We start from the raw sequence: 24561 nt of genomic DNA, 5'->3' as shown, positions 1-24561 counted from the left end.
CCTGCACGTCTGCGACCACGCCGGTACGCTCGGGAGACATGACTGCATCTCAGCCAGCATTCGAGCAGACCGTCGAGGGCCACGTCCGCGGCTTCTCCGGCCGCGCGCCGCAGGACTCCACGGTGAAGAAGTTCTGGACGGGCCTTTCGGCCGCCACCGTCGAGCAGATCGCCGACAACTGGGCGAAAACCCGCAACACCTACAAGACCACCCGCCGTGCCGCGTACTTCTCAGCGGAATTCCTGGAAGGTCGGGCGTTGCTGAATAACCTGACCAACCTTGGGCTCGTCGATAAGGCGAAGGCTATCGCCGAGGAGAACGGCTTCGAGCTTTCGGACGTGCTGGAGGCCGAGCACGACGCCGCCCTCGGCAACGGCGGACTGGGGCGCCTGGCCGCCTGCTTCCTCGATTCCGCCGCCGAGCAGGATTTCCCGCTGACCGGCTACGGCCTGCTGTACCGCTACGGGCTGTTCCGCCAGGAGTTCGAGGACGGCTTCCAGCGCGAGCACCCGGACGCGTGGAAGGAGTCGTTCTACCCCTTCATCATCCGCCGCGGCTCCGAGCAGCGCATTGTGAAGTTCGACGACATGCACGTGCGCGCCATCCCCTACGACATGCCGATCACCGGCTACGGCACCGACAACGTGGGCACGCTGCGCCTGTGGGACGCCTCCCCGATCGCCGAGTTCGACTACGACGCGTTCAACTCCCAGCGCTTCGCCGACGCGATCCTTGAGCGCGAGGCAGTCCACGACATCACGCGCGTGCTCTACCCCAACGACTCCACCTACGCCGGCAAGCTGCTGCGCGTGCGCCAGCAGTACTTCTTCTGCTCCGCATCGCTGCAGGAGCTCATCGACGACTACATCGCCGCCCACGGCGACGACCTGCGCAACTTCCACAAGTACAACTCCATCCAGCTCAACGACACCCACCCGGTACTGGGCATCCCGGAGCTGATGCGCCTGCTTATGGACGAGCACGGCCTCGGCTGGGACGACGCCTGGGAGGTGACCACTCACACGTTCGCCTACACCAACCACACGGTGCTGCAGGAGGCGCTGGAGACGTGGGAGGAGTCCATCTTCAAGCAGCTGTTCTGGCGCATCTGGGAGATCGTGGAAGAGATCGACCGCCGCTACCGCCTGGACATGGAGTCCCGCGGCGTGGATGCGGACACGGCGCACCACTACTCCCCGGTGCACGACGGGCGCGTGCACATGGCGTGGATCGCCTGCTACGCCTCCTACTCCGTCAACGGTGTGGCGGCGCTGCACACCGAGATCATCAAACGCGACACGCTCGGGTTCTGGCACGGGCTGTACCCGGAGCGCTTCAACAACAAAACCAACGGTGTCACCCCGCGCCGCTGGCTGCGCATGTGCAACCCCCGCCTGTCCGAACTGCTGGACCGCCTCGCCGGCTCCGACGAGTGGGTCACCGACCTGGACAAGCTCAAGGAGCTTCGCCCGCTTATGGACGACCCAAAGGTGCTCAACGAGCTACGCGAGATCAAGTCGGCGAACAAGCGCGACTTCGCGGAGTGGATCGCTGCCCGCCAGGGCGTGGAGATCGACCCGGACTCCATCTTTGATACGCAGATCAAGCGCCTGCACGAGTACAAGCGACAGTTGATGAACGCCCTGTACATCCTGGATTTGTACTTCCGCATCACGGTCGACGGCGAGCGCGACATTCCTAAGCGCACCTTCATCTTCGGCGCGAAGGCCGCCCCCGGCTACGTCACCGCCAAGGGCATCATCAAGCTCATCAACACCATCGCGGAGCTGGTGAACAACGACCCGGAGGCCTCAAAGTACATCCACGTGGTGTTCGTGGAGAACTACAACGTCTCGCCCGCCGAGCAGATCATCCCGGCCACCGATGTCTCCGAGCAGATCTCCACCGCCGGCAAGGAAGCGTCCGGCACCTCGAACATGAAGTTCATGATGAACGGCGCGCTCACCCTGGGCACCATGGACGGCGCGAACGTGGAGATCGTCGACGCGGTCGGCGAGGACAACGCCTACATCTTCGGCGCCCGCGAGGAGGAGCTGCCGGAGCTGAAGGCGCACTACAACCCGCGCCAGGTGGCCGAGCAGACCCCGGGGCTGATGCGCGCCCTCGACGCGCTCGTCGACGGCACCTTGGACGACCGCGGCACCGGCGCCTTCCACGACATCCGCGCCTCGCTGCTGGACGACAACGGCTACGGCGAGCAGGACGTCTACTACGTGCTCGGCGATTTCGCCGCCTACCGCGAGGCCCGCGACCGCATGGCCGCCGACTACTACGCCGACCCGGACGAGTGGGCCCGCAAGTGCTGGATCAACATCTGCGAGTCCGGCCGCTTCTCCTCCGACCGCACGATCCGCGACTACGCCGAGGACGTGTGGAGGATTGAACCCACCCCGATCAACTAGCTAGTCGCGCACCATGCGCTTCAAGGTGACGCCGTCGCCCGCGTGGTGCGTTTCCTCGCCGTCGAAGGTGAATCCCTGCTTGGCGTAAAAGGCCTGGGCACGCTCGTTGAAGTCAGCGACCCACAAGAACGCGGGCTCGCCGGGGTGCACCACCGCGTCGAGGAGTTGCTCGGATATGCCGTTTCCGGCCGCTTCCTCGAGCAGGTAGAGGTTGCGCAGCTCAGTGCGCTCCCCGGGCACGCCGTAGGCCATGCCCACAGCCTCGCCGTCCACCTCCGCAAGGTAGACGCGGCCGTCCGGCGCGTTGAAGTAGTCGGCCCACTTGCGCTCGAGCGGTGCATGGTTGTCCAGCACCTCGTCGGCGATGCGTCCGCGGAACGCTTGTGCGCGGGAGCGGTTGTGCACGGCGGCGACAGTGGCGGCGTCTTCGGCGCGAGCTGGCCGGATTGTGGCGTCCATGCAGTTAAACGCTATACGATCTCGGCACAATGATTCTGCTCGTCGACAATTACGACTCATATACATTCAACCTCGCCCACCTCATTGCTGAGGCCACCGGCCGCGAGCCCCTCGTAGTCCCCGCGGGCGAGGCGGCCGACCTTCCGGAGCGGGTGCGCGCCGGCGAGTTCAGCCACGTGGTCATCTCCCCCGGCCCCGGCACCCCGGAGCGCGAGGAGGACTTCGGCCCTGCCCGGCGCGTCATCGAGGCAGCTGCGGATGCCGGCGTCCCGCTGCTCGGTGTGTGCCTCGGCCACCAGGGTTTGGGCATGCTCGCGGGATCCAGCGTCACCCGCGCGCCCGAGCCGCGCCACGGGTTCGTCTCCACCGTCACCCATTCCGGCGAGGGCATCTTCACCGGCATCCCGCAGGGTTTCGAGGTGGTGCGCTACCACTCCCTGCACGTCGAAGAGGTCCCGGGCATCACCGTGCATGCCCGCAGCGAGGACGGCGTGATCCAGGCGCTCAAGGTCGACGGGTTGAATCACTGGGGCGTGCAATTCCACCCCGAGTCGGTGCTCACCCAGCACGGCGCGGCGATCATGCGCAACTTCCTCGGCGGCTGGCGCGTCATTCACCGCGAGGTGCCCGGCGCGCTCGACTGCCAGCGCGTCTTCAACGCGATCTCGCGAGACGGCAACGACGCGTTCTTCCTCGACTCCGCCGATGCGCGCGGGCGCTTCTCCATCCTCGGCGACACCGCGGGTGCACTCTCGCGCTCCATTCGCTATTCGCTTGGCGACGGCAACGTGCTCGACACCCTCAGCACAGAGCTATCCACCCCGGTTTTCGACGCGCCCGACCTGCCGTTTACCGGCGGATGGATCGGGTACCTGGGCTACGAGTGCGCCGAGCTGACCATGCCGATCACGCTGCGCCACCGCTCGCCCTACCCGGACGCGTACTTCGTGCGCCCGCAGTCGTTCATCGTCTACGACCACGAGGCCGAAACCGCGCACCTGTGTGCCCTGGCCGGCGCAGGCGCGGACGGCTTGCTTGACCGGCTTGAGCAGGCGTTTGAGGGGGCGGGCACCGCCGGACGTGCGTCGATAGGCGAAGGCTCCTGGAGCAACCCGGACTACCTCGCCAGCATCGAAAAGGCGCAGGAACTGCTGCGCGCAGGCGAGAGTTACGAGGTGTGCCTGACCGACACCTACACCACTCACGCGACCGGCGATATCTATGCTGCGCTGCGCGAACACAACCCCGCGCCGTACGCCGCGCACCTGCTTTTCGACTGCGTCGAGGTCGCCAGCGCCTCACCCGAGCGCTTCCTCACCGTGCGCGGCCGTAACGTGGAGGCGAAGCCGATCAAGGGCACCATCGCCGCCGACGAGGACCCGGCACTGCTGAACGACGCGAAAACCCGCGCCGAGAACCTCATGATCGTGGACTTGCTCCGCAACGACCTCTCGCGCGTCTGCGAGCCCGGCACGGTGCGTGTGCCCGGGCTGATGCAGGTGGAGAGCTACGCCACCGTCCACCAGTTGGTCTCCACCATCACCGGGCGGCTGCGCGAGGGCCACACCGCTGTCGACGCCGTGCGCGCGACCTTCCCGCCCGGTTCCATGACCGGCGCGCCGAAGCTGCGCACCTGCGAAATCATCGACCGGCTGGAGACCTCCCCACGCGGCGTCTACTCCGGCGCGCTGGGCTACTTCGGCTTCGACGGTCAAGCCGACCTGTCGGTAGTGATCCGCACCGCCGTGCGCGCAGACGACACCGTGACCGTGGGCGCCGGCGGCGCGATCGTGCTCGCCTCCGACGCCGAGGCCGAGCTCGCCGAGCGCAACCTCAAGGCCCAGTCCGTGCTGGGGGCGTGGGATGCGTAGGTACGCCTGGCACGGCGCATTCGTCCCTCGAGAAGTCCCCGACGGGCCCCTCGACGTCGCCGACTCTTGGCGCCACTCATCCGGCCGCACCAACGGCCTCGACCTGCACCTGCAGCGGTTTGCGCGCGCTGCCGGACCGTTGCCTGACGGGTTCGTCGAGAAGCTCATGCCACTGCTGTCCGAAGGCGAACTGTTCCCCCGCATCGCGATGTCGCAGGGACTTTTGCTTCTCGACGTCCGCTCCGCCCCTCCCCCGCGCCCCACCACTGCACTGACATATGCGCAGGCCCCCGACCCGCGCACCCGTCCCGAGGTGAAGGGCCCCGACTTCGCAGCGTTCCGCGCGTACCGTTCGCGGTACCAGGTGGCGGGGACGGACGACACGGTGATCGCTGATAGGCATGGCGCCATGCTGGAGACCACCACCGGCGCGCTGGTGATGTGGGACGGCGACACTCTGTGCCTCCCCGACGGCGTGTGGCTGCCGAGCGTGACATTGCACCAGGTTGTTTCGCGGGCGGCTCAGCTGCGTATGCATGTCGAGCGGCGCCAGCTGTACCCCGGTGCCGCCGCCGAGCGCCCGTTGTGGTTCCTCAACTCCCTGCACGGCATCAGCCCGGTCAACGAACTGCACGTCGGTTCGGATGTGATCACTCCCCCGGCGCATCCATGTTTCGACGAATGGCGCGACTGGTGGTGGGGCGGGTTCTGCCGGGAGATTAAACACAGCACAGGAAATTGACAATCCGTTATCAGTCACGCACGCGTGATTTGTGTACTTTAGGTCACATGACCAACCCGCAGACTCCACAAGACATTGTGCACTACCGCCTTGCCCCGCTGTTGGGCGAGGACTATTCAGTGTTTCACGAGCTCGTCTCGGACGAGCTGCACATCGACGTCTATTGCTGGCCCCCAACCGAGCAGCGTCAATTCTGGACGCTGTGCACCTCAGGGATGAATGACTACCGGATGCAGATGCCACCCGGGAAGGAAGAGTTCAACCGAACGGAGCTGATAATGACGCTTCCGGACGATTGGCCACTTGCAGAGATCGGCTCGCAGAACGGCCCCGAAGGCGACGCGATCAGCTGGCCCGTAACCCTGCTCAAGTCCACCGCACGCCTGCCCAAAGACATGGAAAACGTGGCTGTCTTACGGAACCTCGGGCCAGGCAGGACTCGACCCGAGCGAGACCTATCCGGGCAGCGACTTCTCCGGCTTCATCATCGGCAGCGCATTCACGGTTGACGCCGACGGAGATTTTCTTCGCACGCCTGTAGGCGACGAAGCCGTCCACTTCTTCGGCGTCTACCCCATCTACGCCGACGAACTGCAAGCATGCCTCGCCGGTGACGACATTTTGGGCAAGCTTTACGAACTTGGCGTTGCCGAAGGCGCCTACCCCGGCCGCCCATCCGCGGCTTAACGCAGGCAGGCAAGCAGAACCAAGGAGAGAACGGTGCTTTGCCACAAAATCAAGCACAAGATCGGCACGGCGGTCTTTGTATTCGCCCCATCGATCTCAATTTTGAGCATGGAAAAAGCCCAGCATTTCGGCACAATCGACGGCCAGCATTTCGATGTACTGGAAGGCTGTTTCAACTCGGACGGCTCCCCTTACCCGCGTTACGGCTTCACCGAATCCATCGGCATGCTTATCGCTCCGACCGATGCAGCCACCGCGATCCGACGTACGCTCAACCAGCAGGGTGCTCGAATTGCCGAATGCACGTTTACTAGCCAGTACGGCGACTACATCGGCTTCCGAGCGTTCAACCTCCACGAAGACACGCCGCAGGCACCAGTGTTCAGAATCCGAACCTCACCCGAGAACCCCGACCTGTGGATGGACCAGTACTACACCTCCGAGTTTGTTAACTGGCTCAAAGCCAGCTTCGACACCCGCGGAATCCAAACCCGCACAGTCGACCAAGACCCTCACTACTACCAACCCAAGAAGAAATAGGAGCTCGACCCATGACGCCACAGATTTCAGACCCCATCACCCTGGACCAGTACCTCGCCGACACCGAACCCACACCAATACCCGATCTGACATGGGAGGAAGCCAAGGCGATCCTGTCCGAGTCTAACGACACAGAAACGCACGTTGCCGTCATCGCGCCACTCGCGCGCAATCACAGCACCTCCCGCAGCATCCCCGGCAAGGAAGTCTTAGACGCGCTCGCCGACTCCCCCGTCGCCCTCTGGGCAGTGATGATGCTCAAGGCCTACGACGCAGCGCAGTATTCTCCGCTGGATCTGTACCGGTTCGTTGAAGGGGCGGAAGCGCCGTCGGAAAGCGACAAGCTTCTCGCCATGCACCACTGGGCCACCGCGGTGCTGTTCCACGAAGCACCACTGGAAGATCCAAACAAGGCGCTCGCAGCTTGTCGCGCTTTTCTCGAGCTCAGCGACGGGCGCAATTGGACGCGGCCCGACATCGAAATTGCCGGCATCGTGCTCGACGCCGCCGTGGAGAATCCGGACGGCCCGATCGGCCCTCCGGGTACGGAAATCATGCAGCGGTGGGAGGAGCGCCTCACCCGCGCGATCGAGGCGGTCGACCCCGACTACGCCTACACCGAAAACCAGCTGCTTCGCATCTGGCAAGAGCGGTAACCCGGAATCCAGCACGCGAATTGATCCGATCCGCCCTTCGTTCCACTATGCCGCTGCATAGTGATGGCGGTGTCGGGACTATGCAGCTGCATAGTGAAATCAGTCCGCAAGACTATGCCGCTGCATAGCCAACGAGGCCGAACCAACCTCCCCCGAGACGGACCAGGCATCGCCAAAAACTATGCAGCTGCATAGCGGAATCAGCCCGAAAGACTATGCCGCTGCATAGTGATTCGAGCCGCTTGCCCGCTCGGTTTTGTACGAATTTACATGCGACAATACTTATACGCTTCTGACCTGCACCTTTAAATCTGGACAACCGTCCCAATTGTCAACTTTTGCAGGTTTCGTTTAGGCAACCGATCTAACGAACCATAGAAAACGGAGGCTCCGCGACTATGCAGCTGCATAGCGAAGGACTACCCCCACAGCACTATGCAGCTGCATAGTCGCCACCGACGACGACCTACGCCGAACGCTCGGCCAGCACCTTTCCGGTTGCGGTGTCGCACTCCGCCAGCTCGGCCGGGGTGCCGGTGGCGACCACCTGACCGCCGTCGGCGCCGGCGCCGGGGCCCATCTCGATCACGCGGTCGGCCTGTGCGATGACGGACAGGTCGTGTTCGACCACGACCACGGTTTGGCCAGCGTCGACCAGGCTGTTGAGCTCCTTGACCAAGAGCGCGACGTCGGCCGGGTGGAGGCCGGTGGTGGGCTCGTCCAGCAGGTACACGGTGTGGCCCCGGCGCGAGTTGCGGGAGCGCTGCAGCTCGGTGGCCAGCTTGATGCGCTGCGCCTCGCCGCCGGAAAGCTCGGGCGCGCCTTGGCCCAGGCGCAGGTAGCCCAGCCCCACGGCCTGCAGGGTTTCCACGGCGCGCAGGATCTTCGGTTCGTCGGCGAATACGTCGGCGGCTTCGTCGACAGTCAGCTCCAGCACCTGCGCGATGGTCAGGCCCTCCCAGGTCACCTCGAGGGTCTCGTCGTTGTAGCGCGCGCCGCCGCAGTCCGGGCAGGTGGTGTACGAGCCGGGCAGGAACACCAGCTCCACCTCGATTTTGCCGGCACCGCCGCAGGTCGGGCACTGCCCCTGCTTCACGTTGTAGGAAAAGCGCGACACGGTCCACTTGCGCCGTTTCGCCTCGTCGGTGCTGGCGAACAGTTTGCGCACGCCGTCGAACAGCCCGGTGTAGGTCGCCAGCGTCGAGCGCGGGGTGCGCCCGATGGGCTTCTGGGTGATCTGCACGACCCGGCTCACTTCGTCGAAGCCTTCTTGCCTATCGACGGTCCATCCGGCTTCCCCCGCCGCTTCGTCCTCTTCCTCGACAACGGTGGGCGCGGCGTCGCGGAGCACACCGGCGAGGACGGTGCTGACCAAGGTGGACTTGCCTGATCCGGACACGCCGGCCACGGCGGTGAACTGGCCCATCCCGAAGGACACGTCCAGCCCGTCGATGGAGCGGGCCGACACGCCGGAAAGACGCAGTTCGCCGGTGGCGGACCGTGGGTCGTCGTTAGGCGAAAGTGCCCGGTTCGCCAGCGCCTTCGCGGTGGGTGCGTCGCCGGTGTAGTCGCTGGTGGGACCGGAGTAGACCACCTCGCCGCCGCGCTCGCCGGCGAGCGGACCGACGTCCACGAGATAGTCAGTCTGAGCGACCAGTTCCATGTCGTGTTCGACCAAGAGCACGGAGTTGCCGGCGTCGATGAAGCGGCGGCAGATGTCCAGCACGGCTCCGCGCTCGGCGGGGTGCAGGCCGGCGGACGGCTCGTCCAGCACGTACGCCACGCCGAACAGGCCCGAGCGCAGCTGGGCTGACAGGCGGATGCGCTGCAGCTCGCCGGCGGACAGGGTCGGCGCGGGGCGGTCCAGGCTCAGGTGCGCAAGCCCCAGATCGAGCGCGGATTGCAGCGCGGGCAGGATCTGCTTCAGCAGCAGGTCCTCGGCGGAGCCCTCGGACGGCTCCTGCGCAGCCAGCACCTCGTAAACCTGGTCGAGCGGTAGGGCGCCGAGCTCGTCGATAGGCATCCCCGCGTAGGTGACCTTGAGCGCCTCCGGGTTGAGGCGGCGGCCGTGGCAGGTCTCGCACACGCGCGACTCCATGTAGGACAGCACGCGTTTGCGCAGGGTGTCTGACTGGGTCTCGGCGAGCGTGTTGGTCAAGTACGACGCCACGGAACGCCACGTGCCCTTGTAGTTGCGCTGGATCTGGTCCTCGCCACGAAGTGGCTTGACGGTGACCACGGGGCGCTCATCGGTGAACAGGATCCACTCGCGGTCTTCCTTCGGCAGGTCCTGCCAGGGCGAATCCAGGTCGTAGCCCAGCGTGGCAAGGATGTCGTGGAAATTCTTGCCGGCCCACGCGCCCGGCCAGGCCTGAATTGCGCCGTCCTCGATGGACAGTGTCGGGTCCGGCACCATCGATGCCTCGGTGGGCTCGTGCACCACGCCGGTGCCCTGGCACGTCGGGCACATGCCCTCAGGCGTGTTCGGGGAAAACGAGTCGGAGTACAGCCCCTTCGGGTTGTCGCCCGCGCGCGAATACAGCAAACGGATGCTGTTGGACAGCGCGGAGACGGTACCCACCGTGGAGCGCGCGCCGCCGCCGGAGGTGGACTGCTCCAGCGCCACCGTCGGCGGCAGGCCCTCCACGGAACCGACCTGCGGGTCCACAGCCGAGCCGATCAGGCGGCGTGCGAACGGCGCGACCGACTCGAGGTAGCGGCGCTGGCCCTCGCCGTGGATGGTGCCGAAGGCGAGCGAGGACTTGCCGGAGCCGGACACCCCGGTCACCGCGACGAGCGTGCCGCGCGGGATGTCCACATCCACGTTGCGGAGGTTGTGCAGGTGGGCGTCGCGAACTTCAATTCCGGTTTCAGGCATGCCCACCAGCGTAACCACTTACGGGTTGCGCGTGTCCTCGCCGAGCTGGTGCACGTGGATGGTGTTCGTCGTGCCCGCAACCCCCGGCGGGGTGCCCGCGACGACGACCATGGTGTCGCCCTCGTTGTACTGCTCCATGGCCAGCAGCTGGCGGTCCACCACCTTTATCATGTCGTCGGTGCTGTGGACCTGCTCGCACAGGAACGTCTCCGCGCCCCACGTCATCGCCAACTGCGAGCGCACCTGCTGCACCGGCGTGAACACCAGAAGCGGCAGGTCCGGGTGCAGGCGCGCCACGCGGCGGGCGGTGTCGCCGGAGGTGGTGAACGTGACAATCGCGCGCGCGTTGAGGCGGTCGGCGATATCGTTCGCCGAGTAGGACACCACGCCACGCTTCGTGCGCGGGATGTGGTTCAGCGGCGGCACGTTGCCCATCTGCTCCGCGGAGCGCACGATGCGGCTCATGGTGCGCACCACGTTGTGCGGGTCCACTCCCACGGACGTCTCGCCGGAGAGCATCACGCCGTCCGCGCCGTCGAGCACCGCGTTGGCCACGTCGGAGGCCTCGGCGCGGGTCGGGCGCGAGTTCTCGATCATGGAGTCGAGCATTTGCGTGGCGACGATCACCGGCTTGGCATTCTCACGCGCAATCTGGATCACACGCTTCTGCACCGCCGGGACCTGCTCGAGCGGGATCTCCACGCCCAGGTCGCCGCGGGCAACCATCACTGCGTCGAACGCGAGGATGATGGACTCCAGCGCGTCCACAGCCTCGGGCTTTTCAAGCTTTGCGACGACAGGCACACGCCGGCCGACCTCATCCATGATTTCGTGGACCAGCTCCACGTCGGACGGGGAACGCACGAACGACAGGGCGATGATGTCCACGCCGAGCTCGAGTGCGAAGCGCAGGTCCGCCTTGTCCTTCTCGCTCAGCGCCGGCACGGAGATGTCCATGCCCGGAAGCGACACGCCCTTGTTGTTGGACACCGGGCCGCCCTCGGTGACGCGGCAGACCACGTCGTTGCCGTCGACCTCGGTGCAGACCAGGCCGACCTTGCCGTCGTCCACGAGCAGGCGGTCGCCCGGCTTCGCGTCCTGGGCAAGCTGCTTGTAGGTGGTGGACACGCGGTCGTGCGTGCCCTCAACGTCGTCCACAGTGATGCGGACGGTCTCGCCGGTTTCCCAGTACGTCTTGCCGTCGCCCTCGAAGCGGCCGAGGCGGATCTTCGGACCCTGCAGGTCGGCCAGGATACCCACGGCGTGGCCGGTCTCGTCGGTAGCCTCGCGGACCCAGCGGTAGTTCTGCTCGTGGTCCGGGTAGTCGCCGTGCGAGAAGTTCAGGCGCGCCACGTCCATGCCGTCGCGCACTAGTCCCAAAATCGCATCCTTGCTGGCCACTGCCGGGCCGAGGGTGCAGACGATCTTTGTCCTTCTATCCACGTGTACCAACCTCACCTTCGTAGGTGCCATTCGTGTTCTCCAGCGCCCCACGGTACTCCCGATCCTGGGAGTCTGCCGTGGACGAACGGTTGTACTCCGGGTCCACCTCCTCCGGGGTCTCCCTCCCCTTGTGCAGCATGAAGAAGATCACCACAGCGACGATGAACAAAATCGCGGAGACCCACGTGTTCACGCGCAGGCCGAGGATCAGGTTCGCCTCGTCGCGGCGCATGAACTCGATGACAAACCGGCCCAGCGTGTAGCCGGCAACGTACAGCCAGAACACCCGCCCGTGGCCGAGACGGAAGCGGCGGTCCGCCCAGATGAGCACGAAGAACACCGCCACGTTCCAGATCAGCTCGTAGAGGAACGTCGGGTGCACGCTCGCGACCACCTCGCCGGTGGAACGCCCGGTCAGCGGTGCGTACTGGCCGGCTTCGTTGACGCGGTAGTAAATGTCCAGCGCCCACGGCACGTCGGTCTCCGCGCCGTAGAGCTCCTGGTTGAAGTAGTTGCCCAACCGGCCGATGCCCTGGGCGAGGATCACCGACGGCGCGATCGCGTCTGCAAGCGGCGCAATGGGCAGCCCCTTGCGCCGCATCATCACCCACACCGCCAGCGCGCCGAGCGTCACCGCGCCGATGATGCCAAGGCCGCCGGCGGTGATGTTGAACGCCTGCCAGGGGTTTTTGCCCTCGCCGAAGTACTTCTGGTGGTCTGTGATCACGTGGTAGAGGCGCCCGCCGATGATGCCGGCGGGGATGATCACAATCGCCGCGTCCCACACCGTCTCCGGGTTGCCGCCGCGCGCCTTGTAGCGGCGCAGCGAGACCGCCATCGCGACGATGATGCCGGTGATGATGCACAGCGCGTAGGCGCGGATGGGAATGGGACCGAGGTGCCACACGCCCTGCGGCGGCGACGGGATGTTGGCCAAGTTCAGCGTTTGCACGCCAAACAGTGTGCCACCTAGCGTCTCGACGGGCACGCGGGGTGCTGGCCCGCGGTGGCCAGCGAGCGCGTCGCGGAGAGCACATCACCCGCCGCCATGACGGCCTCCGCCGCAAGCACCGCGTCCGCGCCGCAGGAGGCGGCGTTGATCAGATCGCGCGGGGTGGCCACGCCGCCCAGGCTGATCTTGATCACCTCGCTGGGAAGCCCGGGCGCGATCTCGGCGAACGCGTTGCGGTTCAAGTTGTTGGTGTCGAAGGTCCAGGAGTTCACCGCCACCACGGACACGCCCGCGCGCAGCGCGCGGTCCGCCTCCTCCGGGGTGCGCACCTCCGCCACGGCGGCCATGCCGAGCGACTCGGCGCGGTCCAGCAGCGCCTCGAAGCGCGCCTGGTCCAGGATGCCCACCTGCAGCGGGATGGCGTCGGCGCCGTAGCAGCGGGCCTCATGGATCTGGTACGGGTCCACGATCACGTCGCGGCACACCATCGGCAGCTCCACCGCTGCCCTGGCCTGGGCCATGTCTGCCAGGGAACCGTCGAAACGCAGACGCTCCGTCTGGCACGCGATGAGGTGGGCGCCGCCCGCTTCGATGTTCTGGGCGAGCGTCTCGACGCTCGAAAGCCCGGCGCCGGTGGGGCCGAAGACCGGGGAGTTGCGCTTGATCTCCACGATCACGCTGCAGCCATGACGCAAAAGCGCCGCCCGGGCATCCCGGGTCGGCGCCATATCGCGCGAGCGCGCTTTGATCTCTTTGAAGGAAATGGCGGCCTCACGCTTGGCAACGTCGCGAAGCACACCAGCGACAACGTCGTCGAGTGTGCTCGGAGCCGGCATGGCTACCTCCCAGTTGCAAGGGGTGGGCCTGTCAGGGATAAGGCTAGCGGGTGCCCTTAGAGGATCGGAAATCCGGATCAGTCGGGTCGATGTCCGCGCTGATCGCGTCCCACAGCACGCGGCCGGACTGGGGGTCCTCCTCCAAGTCCTCGCGCACCTTCTCCCGGCGCACGGTTTCCTTCTCGTACTTGTTCTGCCGCGGCGAATCCTCGCCCGGCCGCGCGACCAACAGCACCCCGCCAGCCAGGCCCAGCAGCGCGGCCGCGAGCGCCAACCCGGGGCCGGCAACAATCGTGGTGGCGGAGGTGATGTCCGCCCACTGCGCGATCGCCGGCGCGGAATTGCCCTGCTGCGCCTCGTCCGCGCCAGCGGTCAGCAGCGCGTGCACACGCTCCGGGTCCGCCCCTCCGAGCAGCAAGCGCACCGCCGGCACCGCCAGGCCAACGGACGCCGCGGTACAGATGGCGCCGATGACGCGGCGGCCGAGGCGTCGCAAAGCAAATGCCGCGACCATGCCGGCAAGCAGCAGCACCGCAATCGCGCCGGTCTCAGTGGACCAGTCCGCGCCGTTGACGGTTGCCTCGCCGCCGCCGGAGATGTCGTCGACGAACTCGGCGCGCACCCACGCCATCCGCGAGCTGATCCAGCTCAGCGCGCCCGCGACACCGAGCGCGAGAGCCCCTTTGCGGGCGGCCTTCTTGTCGGGTTTTGCGGCTGTAGTCATGCGTTAGTCCTCCTCGCCCGCATCAATTCGTACATTCCGGACCGCCTCCATCACCGCGGCGTGGGCCTTGGCGGTGCCCACCACCGCCCCGACTTTGCCAGGCTCCCACGGCGTGCCGTCGCCGGCGGTGGCCACGGCCCCTGCGCTGCGGGCCAGCAGGATGCCCGCGGAGTTGTCCCACACGTGCGGCGAAAAACTCACCGCGGCCTGGTAGATGCCTTGGGCGGCGAACGCTAAGTCGATGCCCACCGAGCCGGAAATCCGCGGGCGCAGGTGCGCCCGGGTCAGCTCCCCTGCCAGATCCAGGCGCTGGTTGGACGGCATGCGCCTGCGGTCGCGGGAGAACAGGGAGCCGACGCCGACGTGCGGCGCGGACGCGGCCTCGTTCACCGGCGGCAGCGCGGCGCCGTTGAGGTGGACCGGCTCACCGTCGATGGCCGTCATCCGCATGTCCAGCAGCGGCGCGTCCACCACCGCCACCACAGGCTGCCGCTCCACCAACAGCGAGACCAGGATCGCGCAGTTGGGGTTGCCGGTGGAATAGTTCGACGTCCCGTCGATGGGGTCCACCACCCAGCAGGCGTGCTCGTCCAGCTCTCCGCCTTGCTCCTCGCCGAACACGCCGATGCCGGTGGCGCCGGTGAGCTTGTCGCGCAGCAGCTCTTCCACCGCCAGGTCCGCTGCGGTGGCGAAGTCGCCGGAGCCCTTGTGCAGGGCGGGTGCGGCGCCGAGCTCGTTGACGAAGATCTCGCGGGCGGCGTCAACCGCCGCCTCCGCGGCCTTGAGGTGCTCCGTCACATCTGCCATCGTGCTACCCCAGCTGCGCGATCCAGTTGCGCAGCACGCCGGCGCCGGCCGCACCGGAGGCTTCGGGGTGGAAACGCGCCGCCCACAGCGGGCCGTTTTCCACCGCGGCCAGCACTTCGCCCGCCCAGCTCAGCTTCGGATAGGCGATGAACTCGTCTTCTTTCAGCTCGAAATCGCGTGCCCCGGTCGCGGCGTTGAACACGAATTCCTGCGCGCCGTCGAGCATCTGCGAACCGTCCGCGGCCGCAACTGCTGCGCGCTCGACGGAAGCATCAAGCTTTACGACGCCTCCCGGCCACTCCCCGAACCCGGCCGCGCCGTCCGCGGCGCGCTCGAACAGCGCGTCCATCGCGGCGCCGACGACAAGCACGGGGCGCGAACCGGCGAGGCGCTGTCCCACCACGCGGTCCACCTGGGTGTTGCGCAGCACCCGCAGCGCCTCGGCGGCGTCGCCGGAGGCGGCCACCACCAGCCCGTCGGCGGCGACGGCGCTCGCCGGGTCCGACGTGATCTCCGCGTCAACCCCCTCAGCCCGCAGCGCGTCACGCAGCGCGCCGACGGCGGGGTCCGCGCCCGCAAACGGGTCGAACACTGCCACAGCCGCGGCTTGTTGGCCGGAGGATGTCTCGCTCATAGGTGCGTAGTGTAGCTCCCGCGCCAGCTACTGGCGCTTGCGCGGGTAGGGCCGCGGCACCTGCACCGACTTCAGGCGCGCGGACAGGTTGTTCACCTCCACCACGCGGTGGCGGCCCAGCTGGCGGTCCAGCAGCGTGATGGCAAGGCCGATGGTGATCACCGCAGAGGCGATGCCAAACACCGGGGCAAACGCCATCTGCGCCACGAGCATGCCGTAGAACGTGGAGCCCAAGCCGGTGCCGCCGTCGAAGCCGATGTTCCAGATCGCAGAGGCCTCCGACGTCTTGTGGCGCGGCAGACGGTAGAACAGCATCGTCAGCGCCTCGTTTTGCACCCCGCCGAAGCCGGCGCCGTAGAACAGCGCGGCGATGAGCATCGTCCACGCCGGCAACTCCATGGACAGGATCATCGCCATCAGCGCGACACCGATGGCGGCGATGATCTGGCACGGGATGATGACGCTGCCCGGGTAGCCGCGGCGGTCCATGATCCGCCCGGCGACGTAGCGCGCCACCATGGCTGCGAAGTTGAGCACTGCGAGCATCACGCCCGCCAGCGCGGCGCCGGAGACCGGGTCAAGCTCACGCATGGACACCGGCAGGAAGTTCGTGATTGCGCCGTAGGCGGTGGTGACAAACATCAGTCCGAGCGCCGGGACCAGCGCGAGGTGCCACATGGGCACGCGCACGCTCTGCTGCGTCTCCGCGTCCGGATCCGCCGGCGGAATGGGAGGGATGGACAGGCAGGCCACCAGCGAGATCGCGCCGATGGAGGCGGCGATGACGTACACCGCGTCGTAGCCGATCTTGTCCACCAGCGCCAGTCCGGACGGCAGCGCCACCATCTGCGCCAGGCCGACGACCATGCCGAAGATGCCGGTGGCGCTGCCCAGCAGGCGTAGCGGCACGAGCTCGGCGATGATGGCGGCTTCCGCCACGGACAGCGCGCCGAAGCCGACGCCGCGAATGGCGCTGACGGTCAGAAGCGGTACCGCGTCCATGCCGAGCATGTAACCGAACGCCGGGATGCCCAGCAGCAGCGAGGAGGCCGCCAGCACCCAGCCGAAGCCGAACGTTTTCAGCGCTTTGGGGGTGAACACCTGGGTGATCACGGTGGCGAGCATGAACACGCCGGTGGACAGCCCTGCCAGAGAAGCCGGCTCGCCCGCGTCGATCACGGCGGTGGGCACCACCGGCAGCAGCAGCGCCCACGCCGCGAAGGCCGAGGCCACGGCAACGAGCACGGGGATCAGGCCGCGGGCGCGCCAGACGTTGGTCAGCGATTCAACCTCGCCGCGGGTCAGCGGCTGTTTGGACCATGCCATGTCACATCACCTCCAGGAGCGTGAGGGCTGCGAAGAGCAGGGCCATGACAGCCAGAAGCGCTAACACGGCGGTAACCGCGCGCGGTGCTCCGCGTTGGTAGCTGGACCACACTCCGCCGACGAGAATCCCCGCCACAAGGCTGAGCACCACCACCAAAATCGGATTCCCGACAGCGGACACCGCAATGACCTCCTTCACAACCGAGTCGATTCCGCCGACATTGTAGACGCTGCATCGAAATCCACAGCCGCTGCCGTCGGGCGGGGCGTTATGCTCGCTGTATGGGAAAGCACGCTGCACCGGTGGGCCGCCAGCGCCCCGGCGAGGTCACACTCGAGCGCGCCGCCGCCGTATTGGAGGGCCTCGGTTTCAATCCGCTGGTGCGCCCCGACCGCCTGGTTATCGGCGCGCACGCTTTCACCGTTGCGCTGTGGATTGACTACGCCCGCCCGATGGCGCTGGTCATCGACACCGCAGAGCGCATCCCCACCGACTTCGAGCACTCTGCGGCACTCGCCCGCTTCATCAACACGTGGAACCACGACCGGGTGGGCCCGTGGGCAAGTTTCCGCCTCATGGAGTCCGGGGATTTGTGCGCGCGCATGCGCCGGGGCGTGCACATCAAGCATGGGCTTAGCGACGATCAACTGGCCGCCGAACTCGCCGACACCCTCGAGCACGCCGCCGCGTTTTACCGGCAGCTGCGCGAGCGCTTCTTGGACGCGAGCCTGGACCAGCCGCTGCCGCCGCAGCTCATGCGTGCCCAGGACACGGAGGTGCTGCTGGGGCGGCACTCGTCGCTGCGTCACCTGCCCCGCGGGGGACGTCGCGAGGTGTCCACGGCACCGGAGCTCTTCAAAGACGTGGACGGGCCCGCCGGCGTGATCGCGCCGGCGGACATCAGCGACCTCACCGCCGCGTTGGATGAGTTGGAGTTCCGCTACGGCGTCGGCGAGGACGGCGTGATCGCCACCGGTGTCAACGGTGTGGCGTTCGCGCTGACCATCGACGGCGAACCGGGGCCGCGCTACGCCCGCGTGACTGGCATGTGGGACACCGGCCGCGACGCGCTGGACGCGTTCTTGCCGCTGTGGCTGGTGTGCAACGACGTCAACGAGCGCACCTGCGCCACCGCCGCGTACCTGCACGAGTTCGACGGCGCCGCCCACATGCACGCCGAATCAACCATGCTCGTGGCGGAAGGCGCAGCGCCGGAGCAGGTCGGCGAGTTTGTCGTTTCGGCGATGGCGGCGTGCCTTGCTGCCATCGACCACGTCAGCCAGCAGACGGCTGGCCATTCCGTGGTGGATTGGCCGGGCAGGCGCTAGCTAGCGCTCTTCTTTGGCGTAGGCCAAAAGGTTGGCGGTCCAGTACACCAGCACTGCCGCGAACGGGCCCGCCGCCCAGGCAGCACCTGGGCGCACGGGCGGCACCATGGTCAGCGTGTCGCCGTCCGAAAGCGCATCGGGCGACGGGAGGGGGTGCACAAGCCCCACGAACCAGCCGCCGAAGATGTAGAGCGCGACCGCGGCTACAGCGCTGACGATGCCGGCCCAAAGCAGCCACGCCACCGACCCGCGGACTTTCCCGCGCTTCGCGGCGATCAGCGCGACTGCCGCCACGACAACACCGGCCAAGGTGGTCAGCAAAGCGAACGAGCCGAAGCCCGCGAACTCGGCGTTGACGGGGCTTTCCGCCTGGTCAACGCGCAGCCCGCCGCCTTCGACCACGCCGATGTAGGCCGGGCGCACCAGCGCCCACACCCCGCCGCCGAGGATGCCCAAAACGCAACCGAGCGCCAGGAGCCCAGCTCCGGCGCTCAGTGCGGATCTACGGATTAGTTGCACAGCTTCCAGCGGCCGTCTTCCTTCTGGAAGATCATGGTCGAGGTTTCCTCACCCTGGTCGCTCTTCGCGGTCAGGCTTGCGGACGCGCGGTCGCCGTCGATACGCACATCGTCCAGGCTGACCTCGGTCTCCGGCAGGTCGATGCCCTGGCCCTGCTCCTCGGCAAGTCGGCTGGCTTCCTGCACCTGCTCCAGGCTCATGCCCTGGCGCTCAAGCTCCTCCAGCATCGGCTCGGTCACGGCCTTGCAGGAGTTTTCCAAGATGGTCGGGGTCCAGTCCGCGAACGAGCCCGGGTTAAGCACGGCACGGGCGGTGTCTTCCATCTCCCGGCGGTCGTCCTCGCTGCCCTCCTTACCGTTGGCCAGCGGCTCGTTGGTGTTTTCCGGCATGCCGTTTTCAAACGGGTTGGCCAGTGTCGGCGGCTGCTCCTCGCCGTCCTGCGCCTGGTCGGACTTCTTCTTGTCGTCCTTGCTTTCCTTCTTCTTTTCCTTCTCGGAGCTCTTCGAAGTCTTTTCCGTCTTCTCCTCGGACTTTTCAGACTTCTCGGATTTTTCCGCAGAGGCTTCCGTGGAAGAGTTCGCGGCGGACGCCTCAGGTGCCTCGGCGGCGGTGGAAAGGCCGCCGGAGGTGCCTTCGTCGTCGGACCCGCACGCGGCGAGCGGGAGCACGAGGGCGAGCGCCGCCGTCGTTACTGCCATGCTCTTCTTCGTTTGCAACTTCACGGTATACCTGTACCTCTCGTTGTCGGACCCGCCCGGTAATTCGGCACGGGTTGGCACCAGCGACTGTTTCCTTCTTCGTTTTTCGGTATCAACAATGCAGTCGCGGTGAAGACCTGTCAGAAATAGTACCAACTACTCACTGTCGCTCCCGTTGGACATCTATACAAGCATTCTGGAGGGTTTCTGTGAGTCCGCGTAAAGCCTTTTTGGTCACTCGAAGACGTCACGCGTCTATGTTGGAGGAATGCAGTTAACCCGTGAGCGCATCACCGGCGCGGCGTTGGCAATCCTCGCCGAGTACGGGCTCGCGGACGTGTCCATGCGCCGAGTGGCCACCTCACTTTCGGTCGTGCCCGGCGCACTGTACTGGCACATCGCGAACAAGCAGGAACTCATCGCCTCCATGGCGGAAGAGATTGTGCAGGAGCTTTTCGACGGCCCCCTGCCGGACCCCGCACGCTTAAGCGGCGAGCTGCGCGAAGCGCTCCTTTCCACCCGCGACGGCGCGGAGGTCGTGGTCGCGGCGGTCAGCCAGCCCGGCTCGCAAGTGCAAAAAGAGTTGGAAACCAGGTTCGCGGCGTCGGTGAGGGCGTGGCTGGGCGAAGCTGCGTCGACAAGCGATGTGCGCGTCGCAGCCCGCGGGTTGCTGCGGCTGACCCTAGGCGACGCGGCGGTGCAGCAAGCCGCCGCGCAGCTGGCGCAGGCGACCGGGGCGGACGAGGAGTCGGACGGCGCGGACGAGCACGCCGCGGCGGTGGCCTTCCTGCTCGACGGCCTAAAGCAAAGTGCCTCAGCGGGCACTAAGCTGTGGCCCCATGAATGAGACCATCGTCTGGCCCGGTTCCTCCTACCCCCTGGGCTCCACGTTCGACGGCGCAGGCACGAACTTTGCGCTGTTCTCCGGTGTCGCGGAGAAGGTGGAGCTGTGCCTCATCGACGACGACGGGGCGGAGACCCGCATCCCGCTGGAGGAAGTGGACAACCACGTCTGGCACGCCTACCTGCCCGGCGTGAGCCCGGGCCAGCGTTACGGCTACCGCGTACACGGGCCGTGGGACCCGCATAACGGTAAGCGCTGCGACCCGAACAAGCTGCTGGTGGACCCGTATGCGCGCGCCTTCGACGGCGAGTTCGACCAGCACTCCTCGCTGTTTTCCTACGACGTGCACGCGGACGAGCCGGGCACGGGCCGCAACGAGGAGGACTCGCTGGGCCACACGATGCTGTCCGTGGTGATCAACCCGTTCTTCGACTGGGGCGACGACCGCGCGCCGAAGATCCCCGAGGGCGAATCCGTCATCTACGAGTGCCACGTCAAGGGCATGACGCAGACCCACCCCGGCATCCCGGAGGACCTGCGCGGAACCTATGCCGGCATGGCGCACCCGGTGATGGTGGACTACCTCAAAGACCTGGGCGTCACCGCGATTGAGCTGTTGCCGGTGCACCAGTTCCTGCAGGACGACCGCCTCAGGGACCTAGGCCTGCGCAACTACTGGGGCTACAACACGTTCGGGTTTTTCGCCCCGGAGAACAACTACGCCTCCTCCACCGCCCCGGGCGACGCGGTCGCCGAGTTCAAGCAGATGGTGCGCACGTACCACGAGGCGGGCATCGAGGTCATCCTGGATGTGGTGTACAACCACACCGCCGAGGGCAACCACATGGGGCCCACCATCGCGTTCCGCGGCATCGACAACGAGGCGTACTACCGGCTGGTGGACGAGGACAAGTTCCACTACATGGACTACACCGGCACCGGAAACTCCTTCAACGTGCGCTACCCGCACTCGCTGCAGCTGATCATGGATTCGCTGCGCTACTGGGTCACGGACATGCACGTGGACGGGTTCCGCTTCGACCTCGCCTCCACCCTGGCCCGCGAGTTTTCCGACGTGGACCGGCTGGCCACCTTCTTCGACCTGGTGCAGCAGGACCCTGTGGTCAGCCAGGTCAAGCTCATCGCCGAGCCGTGGGACGTGGGCGAAGGCGGCTACCAGGTGGGCAACTTCCCCGCACTGTGGAGCGAGTGGAACGGCAAGTACCGCGACACCATGCGCGACTTCTGGCGCGGCGAGGACTCCACGCTCGGCGAGTTCGCTTCGCGGCTGACCGGCTCGTCGGATTTGTACCAGCACAACGGCCGCCGCCCCACCGCCTCGATCAACTTCATCACCGCCCACGACGGGTTCACCCTCAACGACCTGGTCAGCTACAACGACAAGCACAACGAGGCCAACGGCGAGGACAACCGCGACGGCGAAAGCCACAACCGTTCCTGGAACTGCGGCGCGGAAGGTGACACGGACGACCCGGAGGTGCTCGAGCTGCGGGCACGCCAGCGCCGCAACTTCCTCACCACACTGCTGTTGTCCCAGGGCACCCCGATGCTCGCCCACGGCGACGAGATCGCTCGCACCCAGGGCGGCAACAACAACGTCTACTGCCAGGACAACGAGATCGCCTGGATGGACTGGTCCAAGCTGGAAGAAGCGGCCGACCTGCACGACTTCACCCGGCGGTTGATCGAGCTGCGCCGCGAGCACCCGGTGTTCCGCCGCCGCCGCTTCCTCGCCGGCGGCGCGTTGGGAGACGAAGAGCACGGCCGCGAGATCGCGTGGCTCACGCCTGAGTGCACGTTGATGACGCAGGACGATTGGAATACCCCGTTCGGTCGTGCTCTGATGGTGTTCTTGGACGGCGAAGCCATCGCCGAGCCGGATGCGCGCGGACAGCGCGTGGTGGACGATTCCTTCCTGCTGATGTTCAACGCCCACTACGAAGACATCGACTTCACGGTGCCGGGCGCCGAGTTCGGCGACGAGTGGGAGGTTGTCGTGGACACCACAGAACCGCTCGGAGTGCGCGAGAACGCGGAGCCGGTCCAGCCCGGCGCGGCTGTGACCGTGGGCCAGCGTTCCACCGTGGTGCTGCGCCGCACCCAACCACCCGCAGGCGAAGGAAATTCGGAGGCCAGCCAGTAATGATCACCGCGCACGGCGCAACGTTGACCGTGACCAACGAGGCACTGACCCTCACTCCCACCGCACTCGCGGCCTCGTTGCGCGGCGGCAGCAACTCCCGCGAGGTGGCCATCGCCGACATCGCGGGCACCACCTCCGTCGCGGGCGACGCGTGGACCCGCCCGCGCGTGGACATCGACACTGCCGGCGGCACTGTGGCCGTCTGGTTCGCCCCCGGCGACGAGGAGGGCCCCGCCGAGCTTTGCAAGCTTCTCGACGACGCACGGCACGGCAACGCTCCCGCCACCGGCACCATGGCCGGCGGCGCCGGCATCCCTGGCTTTTCCTTCGTCGGCTTCGACGTGGAGACCGCGAACCGTCGCTGGGGCTCGATTTGCCAGATCGGTTTGGTGAAGATCGTTGACGGCGAGGAGGTGGACCGCGCCTCGTGGCTGTGCAAGCCGCCCGCGTCTCTCGCGCAGTTCGAACAGGGCAACGTGGCCATCCACGGCATCACCGAGCAGGACGTCGCCGACGCGCCGGACGTGTGCGACTGCATCCCGAAGATGGCCGAGTTCGTCGGCGATCTGCCTCTGGTGGCGCACAACGCCCAGTTCGACGCCTCCGCGCTACGCGACGCCTGCCAGGCCTCCGACGTCGAGGTGCCGCAGATGCTGTTCGCCTGCACGCTCGCCCAGGCGCGCGCCACCAAGCTGGACGTGGCCAACCACCGCCTGCCCACCCTGGCGGAGCACTTCGGCATCACGCTGGACAACCACCACGACGCCTGCGAGGACGCTGCAGCCTGCGCGGGCGTGATGGTGGGCCTGGCGCGCCAGGCCGGCCACACCGGCAGCCTGATGAGCTTCGTGCACGATTCCGGCTTCACGCTCGGCTCCATCGACGCCGCCCGCGTGACCCCGGTGCTGCGCGACCGCTCCGGCGCGGGCCGCGCGATGCAGGCGGAAAAGGCGGCCCAGGGCGGCGTGTCCGCGGCCGTGGCAGCATCGGCTGCGCCGCAGGGGTCGAATCAGGCGGGTCCGGCGAAGCCGTCGCAAAGCAAAGGCCCCCAGCGGCCCTGGCAGTCCGTGGCCACCCCGGACACTGTGCCGGAGCCGAACGCCGGCGCGGACCCGAACGCGCCGCTCTACGGCGAAAACGTCACGCTGACCGGCGAGTTCGAGCCGCACGACAAGGGCGAGCTGTGGCAGAAGATTGCCGAGCAGGGCGCGCAGGTGGGCAAGAACGTGACCAAGAAGACCACCGTGCTGGTGGTCGGCGAATGGGCGACGGTGACCTCGAAGGAAAAGCGCGCCCGCGAGCTGATGGAAAAGGGCCAGGACATCCAGATCTGGCAGGCCGACCAGCTGCTTGAGGCGCTGGGGCTGGACGAAAAGCCGCCGTTTTAAAAAAAATATCGGCCTCGAGGGAACCGGGGCGGGTGCGGCTGCGTCTAAGTAGCCATGCAGCTTCTTCAACCAGCACCCGCGCCCGCCGCGGCGATCACCCTGCGGCTAGCGCGAGTGGACAGCGCGGAAACCCGCGCGTGCATCGCCGCCGGTTTCGGCGCCTCCACCGCATTTATCAGCTTGTCGCCCGGCCTGGTGTGCGTGTTCGACTCTCCCACCGCCACCGGGCTGACGCACCAGGAGGTCGGCGCCGCGGGTATGAGCGCCCACCAGCTGTGGAAGGCCGCGGCGGCCCAGCTGGTCTCGCGCGCGCAGCGCGACAACGGCGTGGAGTTTCTAGTGCGCTGCCCCAGCGCCGCGCTGGACTGCGAGGAACTGCCGCGTGGCTTCGAGGTGGACGGCCACGGATGCCCCGCCGCCTGGTGGCTTGCCCACCCGCAGCCGTTTACCCTGCTGCACCGCCACTTCGAGGCCGTGCTGCGCCCGGAGACCGGGCTTGTCTACGCCACCCGCGACGGGCGCGAACTGTTCGTCTTCGACGCTCACGCCGACGAAGTGGCGCGGTGCCTGCCCGGCGCGGACGTTATGACCTACTCCGTGGGCTTTCCTCTGCTGTTCGATGACCAATCCCGCTAGGGTGT

At 66.9% G+C, this 24561-nt stretch carries 22 protein-coding genes and 1 pseudogene; 11 read left to right on the top strand and 12 right to left on the bottom strand.

What is annotated here, in order from left to right; translation table 11 throughout:
- Positions 1-38: 38 nt before the first annotated feature.
- Positions 39-2423, top strand: coding sequence for a glycogen/starch/alpha-glucan phosphorylase (locus O5O53_RS07020; protein ID WP_269510382.1), 2385 nt, complete (start codon positions 39-41; stop codon positions 2421-2423).
- Here the strand turns inward: O5O53_RS07020 and O5O53_RS07015 are convergent, their stop codons facing one another.
- Positions 2424-2882 (bottom strand): GNAT family N-acetyltransferase, encoded by a 459-nt coding sequence (locus O5O53_RS07015; RefSeq protein WP_269510381.1) that lies wholly within the window; start codon positions 2880-2882, stop codon positions 2424-2426.
- 29 nt (positions 2883-2911) lie between these two features.
- On the opposite strand from O5O53_RS07015, the gene O5O53_RS07010 reads away from it, so the two are divergent.
- The 5 genes and pseudogenes from O5O53_RS07010 to O5O53_RS06990 all read left to right on the top strand — a co-directional run bounded on the left by O5O53_RS07010 (position 2912) and on the right by O5O53_RS06990 (position 7378).
- A complete protein-coding gene (locus O5O53_RS07010) occupies positions 2912-4753 on the top strand; it encodes a chorismate-binding protein (protein WP_269510380.1) in 1842 nt (613 codons plus the stop codon).
- Entirely contained in the window at positions 4746-5495 is a 750-nt protein-coding gene (locus O5O53_RS07005; protein WP_269510379.1) for an aminotransferase class IV, read from the top strand. Before O5O53_RS07010 ends, O5O53_RS07005 begins: the two co-directional genes overlap by 8 nt.
- Before the next feature lie 47 nt (positions 5496-5542).
- A pseudogene (locus tag O5O53_RS07000) lies at positions 5543-6182 on the top strand (suppressor of fused domain protein).
- Positions 6183-6215: 33 nt separating this feature from the next.
- Entirely contained in the window at positions 6216-6722 is a 507-nt protein-coding gene (locus O5O53_RS06995) for a hypothetical protein (protein WP_269510375.1), read from the top strand.
- A gap of 11 nt (positions 6723-6733) precedes the next feature.
- Positions 6734-7378, top strand: coding sequence for a hypothetical protein (locus tag O5O53_RS06990; RefSeq protein ID WP_269510373.1), 645 nt, complete (start codon positions 6734-6736; stop codon positions 7376-7378).
- Positions 7379-7844: 466 nt separating this feature from the next.
- Here the strand turns inward: O5O53_RS06990 and O5O53_RS06985 are convergent, their stop codons facing one another.
- The 9 genes from O5O53_RS06985 to O5O53_RS06945 are packed head-to-tail and all read right to left on the bottom strand — an operon-like array spanning position 7845 to position 17159.
- Entirely contained in the window at positions 7845-10256 is a 2412-nt protein-coding gene (locus O5O53_RS06985; protein WP_269510371.1) for an excinuclease ABC subunit UvrA, read from the bottom strand.
- A gap of 18 nt (positions 10257-10274) precedes the next feature.
- On the bottom strand, positions 10275-11699 hold the full coding sequence (gene pyk, locus O5O53_RS06980) for a pyruvate kinase (RefSeq protein ID WP_269510369.1): 1425 nt from the start codon (positions 11697-11699) through the stop codon (positions 10275-10277).
- Positions 11692-12651, bottom strand: a complete 960-nt coding sequence (gene lgt, locus O5O53_RS06975; RefSeq protein ID WP_269510366.1) for a prolipoprotein diacylglyceryl transferase — start codon at positions 12649-12651, stop codon at positions 11692-11694. The genes pyk and lgt overlap by 8 nt, the downstream gene beginning before the upstream one ends.
- A gap of 17 nt (positions 12652-12668) precedes the next feature.
- Positions 12669-13487: an indole-3-glycerol phosphate synthase TrpC gene (locus tag O5O53_RS06970; RefSeq protein ID WP_269510363.1), complete on the bottom strand. Its 819-nt coding sequence runs from the start codon at positions 13485-13487 to the stop codon at positions 12669-12671.
- Between the two features lie 43 nt (positions 13488-13530).
- A complete protein-coding gene (locus tag O5O53_RS06965) occupies positions 13531-14211 on the bottom strand; it encodes a TIGR02234 family membrane protein (protein ID WP_269510360.1) in 681 nt (226 codons plus the stop codon).
- 3 nt (positions 14212-14214) lie between these two features.
- Positions 14215-15018 (bottom strand): inositol monophosphatase family protein, encoded by an 804-nt coding sequence (locus tag O5O53_RS06960; RefSeq protein ID WP_239306878.1) that lies wholly within the window; start codon positions 15016-15018, stop codon positions 14215-14217.
- A gap of 4 nt (positions 15019-15022) precedes the next feature.
- A complete protein-coding gene (locus tag O5O53_RS06955; protein ID WP_269510357.1) occupies positions 15023-15652 on the bottom strand; it encodes a type 1 glutamine amidotransferase family protein in 630 nt (209 codons plus the stop codon).
- Between the two features lie 27 nt (positions 15653-15679).
- Positions 15680-16978 (bottom strand): MFS transporter, encoded by a 1299-nt coding sequence (locus O5O53_RS06950; RefSeq protein WP_269510353.1) that lies wholly within the window; start codon positions 16976-16978, stop codon positions 15680-15682.
- A 1-nt stretch (position 16979) separates the two neighbouring features.
- Positions 16980-17159 (bottom strand): CG2302 family histidine operon protein, encoded by a 180-nt coding sequence (locus O5O53_RS06945; protein WP_269510350.1) that lies wholly within the window; start codon positions 17157-17159, stop codon positions 16980-16982.
- 101 nt (positions 17160-17260) lie between these two features.
- Here O5O53_RS06945 and O5O53_RS06940 point away from each other — a divergent pair, with 101 nt between their 5' ends.
- Entirely contained in the window at positions 17261-18307 is a 1047-nt protein-coding gene (locus tag O5O53_RS06940; protein WP_269510347.1) for a YbjN domain-containing protein, read from the top strand.
- Here O5O53_RS06940 and O5O53_RS06935 read toward each other — a convergent pair whose 3' ends face one another.
- Together O5O53_RS06935 and O5O53_RS06930 are read right to left on the bottom strand one after the other, a co-directional pair.
- Positions 18308-18763 carry a hypothetical protein gene (locus O5O53_RS06935; protein WP_269510344.1) on the bottom strand — a complete coding sequence of 152 codons (456 nt, stop codon included), beginning with the start codon at positions 18761-18763 and terminating at the stop codon, positions 18308-18310.
- A 53-nt stretch (positions 18764-18816) separates the two neighbouring features.
- The gene (locus O5O53_RS06930; RefSeq protein ID WP_269510341.1) at positions 18817-19524 is read right to left on the bottom strand and encodes a nuclear transport factor 2 family protein; all 708 of its coding nucleotides are present in this window, start codon (positions 19522-19524) and stop codon (positions 18817-18819) included.
- A 268-nt stretch (positions 19525-19792) separates the two neighbouring features.
- Between O5O53_RS06930 and O5O53_RS06925 the strand changes: the two genes are divergently transcribed.
- The 4 genes from O5O53_RS06925 to O5O53_RS06910 are packed head-to-tail and all read left to right on the top strand — an operon-like array spanning position 19793 to position 24556.
- A complete protein-coding gene (locus tag O5O53_RS06925) occupies positions 19793-20371 on the top strand; it encodes a TetR family transcriptional regulator (RefSeq protein WP_269510339.1) in 579 nt (192 codons plus the stop codon).
- Positions 20364-22532: a glycogen debranching protein GlgX gene (gene glgX, locus O5O53_RS06920; RefSeq protein ID WP_269510336.1), complete on the top strand. Its 2169-nt coding sequence runs from the start codon at positions 20364-20366 to the stop codon at positions 22530-22532. Before O5O53_RS06925 ends, glgX begins: the two co-directional genes overlap by 8 nt.
- A complete protein-coding gene (locus O5O53_RS06915) occupies positions 22532-23920 on the top strand; it encodes an exonuclease domain-containing protein (protein ID WP_269510333.1) in 1389 nt (462 codons plus the stop codon). Before glgX ends, O5O53_RS06915 begins: the two co-directional genes overlap by 1 nt.
- 54 nt (positions 23921-23974) lie before the next feature.
- Entirely contained in the window at positions 23975-24556 is a 582-nt protein-coding gene (locus O5O53_RS06910) for a hypothetical protein (RefSeq protein WP_269510331.1), read from the top strand.
- Positions 24557-24561 lie beyond the last annotated feature (5 nt).

It is taken from the genome of Corynebacterium faecium, from assembly GCF_027257105.1.
In the GTDB taxonomy this organism is placed as follows: Bacteria; Actinomycetota; Actinomycetes; order Mycobacteriales; family Mycobacteriaceae; genus Corynebacterium; species Corynebacterium lehmanniae.
This window is presented reverse-complemented; position numbering and strand designations above follow the sequence as displayed.

What these genes read in the sequence shown, in the direction of transcription:
- O5O53_RS07020 (WP_269510382.1), top strand. Translation starts at nt 39, where the DNA reads ATGACTGCATCTCAGCCAGCATTCGAGCAGACCGTCGAGGGCCACGTC.
- O5O53_RS07015 (WP_269510381.1), bottom strand. Translation starts at nt 2,882, where the DNA reads ATGGACGCCACAATCCGGCCAGCTCGCGCCGAAGACGCCGCCACTGTC.
- O5O53_RS07010 (WP_269510380.1), top strand. Translation starts at nt 2,912, where the DNA reads ATGATTCTGCTCGTCGACAATTACGACTCATATACATTCAACCTCGCC.
- O5O53_RS07005 (WP_269510379.1), top strand. Translation starts at nt 4,746, where the DNA reads ATGCGTAGGTACGCCTGGCACGGCGCATTCGTCCCTCGAGAAGTCCCC.
- O5O53_RS06990 (WP_269510373.1), top strand. Translation starts at nt 6,734, where the DNA reads ATGACGCCACAGATTTCAGACCCCATCACCCTGGACCAGTACCTCGCC.
- O5O53_RS06985 (WP_269510371.1), bottom strand. Translation starts at nt 10,256, where the DNA reads ATGCCTGAAACCGGAATTGAAGTTCGCGACGCCCACCTGCACAACCTC.
- O5O53_RS06970 (WP_269510363.1), bottom strand. Translation starts at nt 13,487, where the DNA reads ATGCCGGCTCCGAGCACACTCGACGACGTTGTCGCTGGTGTGCTTCGC.
- O5O53_RS06965 (WP_269510360.1), bottom strand. Translation starts at nt 14,211, where the DNA reads ATGACTACAGCCGCAAAACCCGACAAGAAGGCCGCCCGCAAAGGGGCT.
- O5O53_RS06960 (WP_239306878.1), bottom strand. Translation starts at nt 15,018, where the DNA reads ATGGCAGATGTGACGGAGCACCTCAAGGCCGCGGAGGCGGCGGTTGAC.
- O5O53_RS06955 (WP_269510357.1), bottom strand. Translation starts at nt 15,652, where the DNA reads ATGAGCGAGACATCCTCCGGCCAACAAGCCGCGGCTGTGGCAGTGTTC.
- O5O53_RS06950 (WP_269510353.1), bottom strand. Translation starts at nt 16,978, where the DNA reads ATGGCATGGTCCAAACAGCCGCTGACCCGCGGCGAGGTTGAATCGCTG.
- O5O53_RS06940 (WP_269510347.1), top strand. Translation starts at nt 17,261, where the DNA reads ATGGGAAAGCACGCTGCACCGGTGGGCCGCCAGCGCCCCGGCGAGGTC.
- O5O53_RS06930 (WP_269510341.1), bottom strand. Translation starts at nt 19,524, where the DNA reads ATGGCAGTAACGACGGCGGCGCTCGCCCTCGTGCTCCCGCTCGCCGCG.
- O5O53_RS06925 (WP_269510339.1), top strand. Translation starts at nt 19,793, where the DNA reads ATGCAGTTAACCCGTGAGCGCATCACCGGCGCGGCGTTGGCAATCCTC.
- glgX (WP_269510336.1), top strand. Translation starts at nt 20,364, where the DNA reads ATGAATGAGACCATCGTCTGGCCCGGTTCCTCCTACCCCCTGGGCTCC.
- O5O53_RS06915 (WP_269510333.1), top strand. Translation starts at nt 22,532, where the DNA reads ATGATCACCGCGCACGGCGCAACGTTGACCGTGACCAACGAGGCACTG.
- O5O53_RS06910 (WP_269510331.1), top strand. Translation starts at nt 23,975, where the DNA reads ATGCAGCTTCTTCAACCAGCACCCGCGCCCGCCGCGGCGATCACCCTG.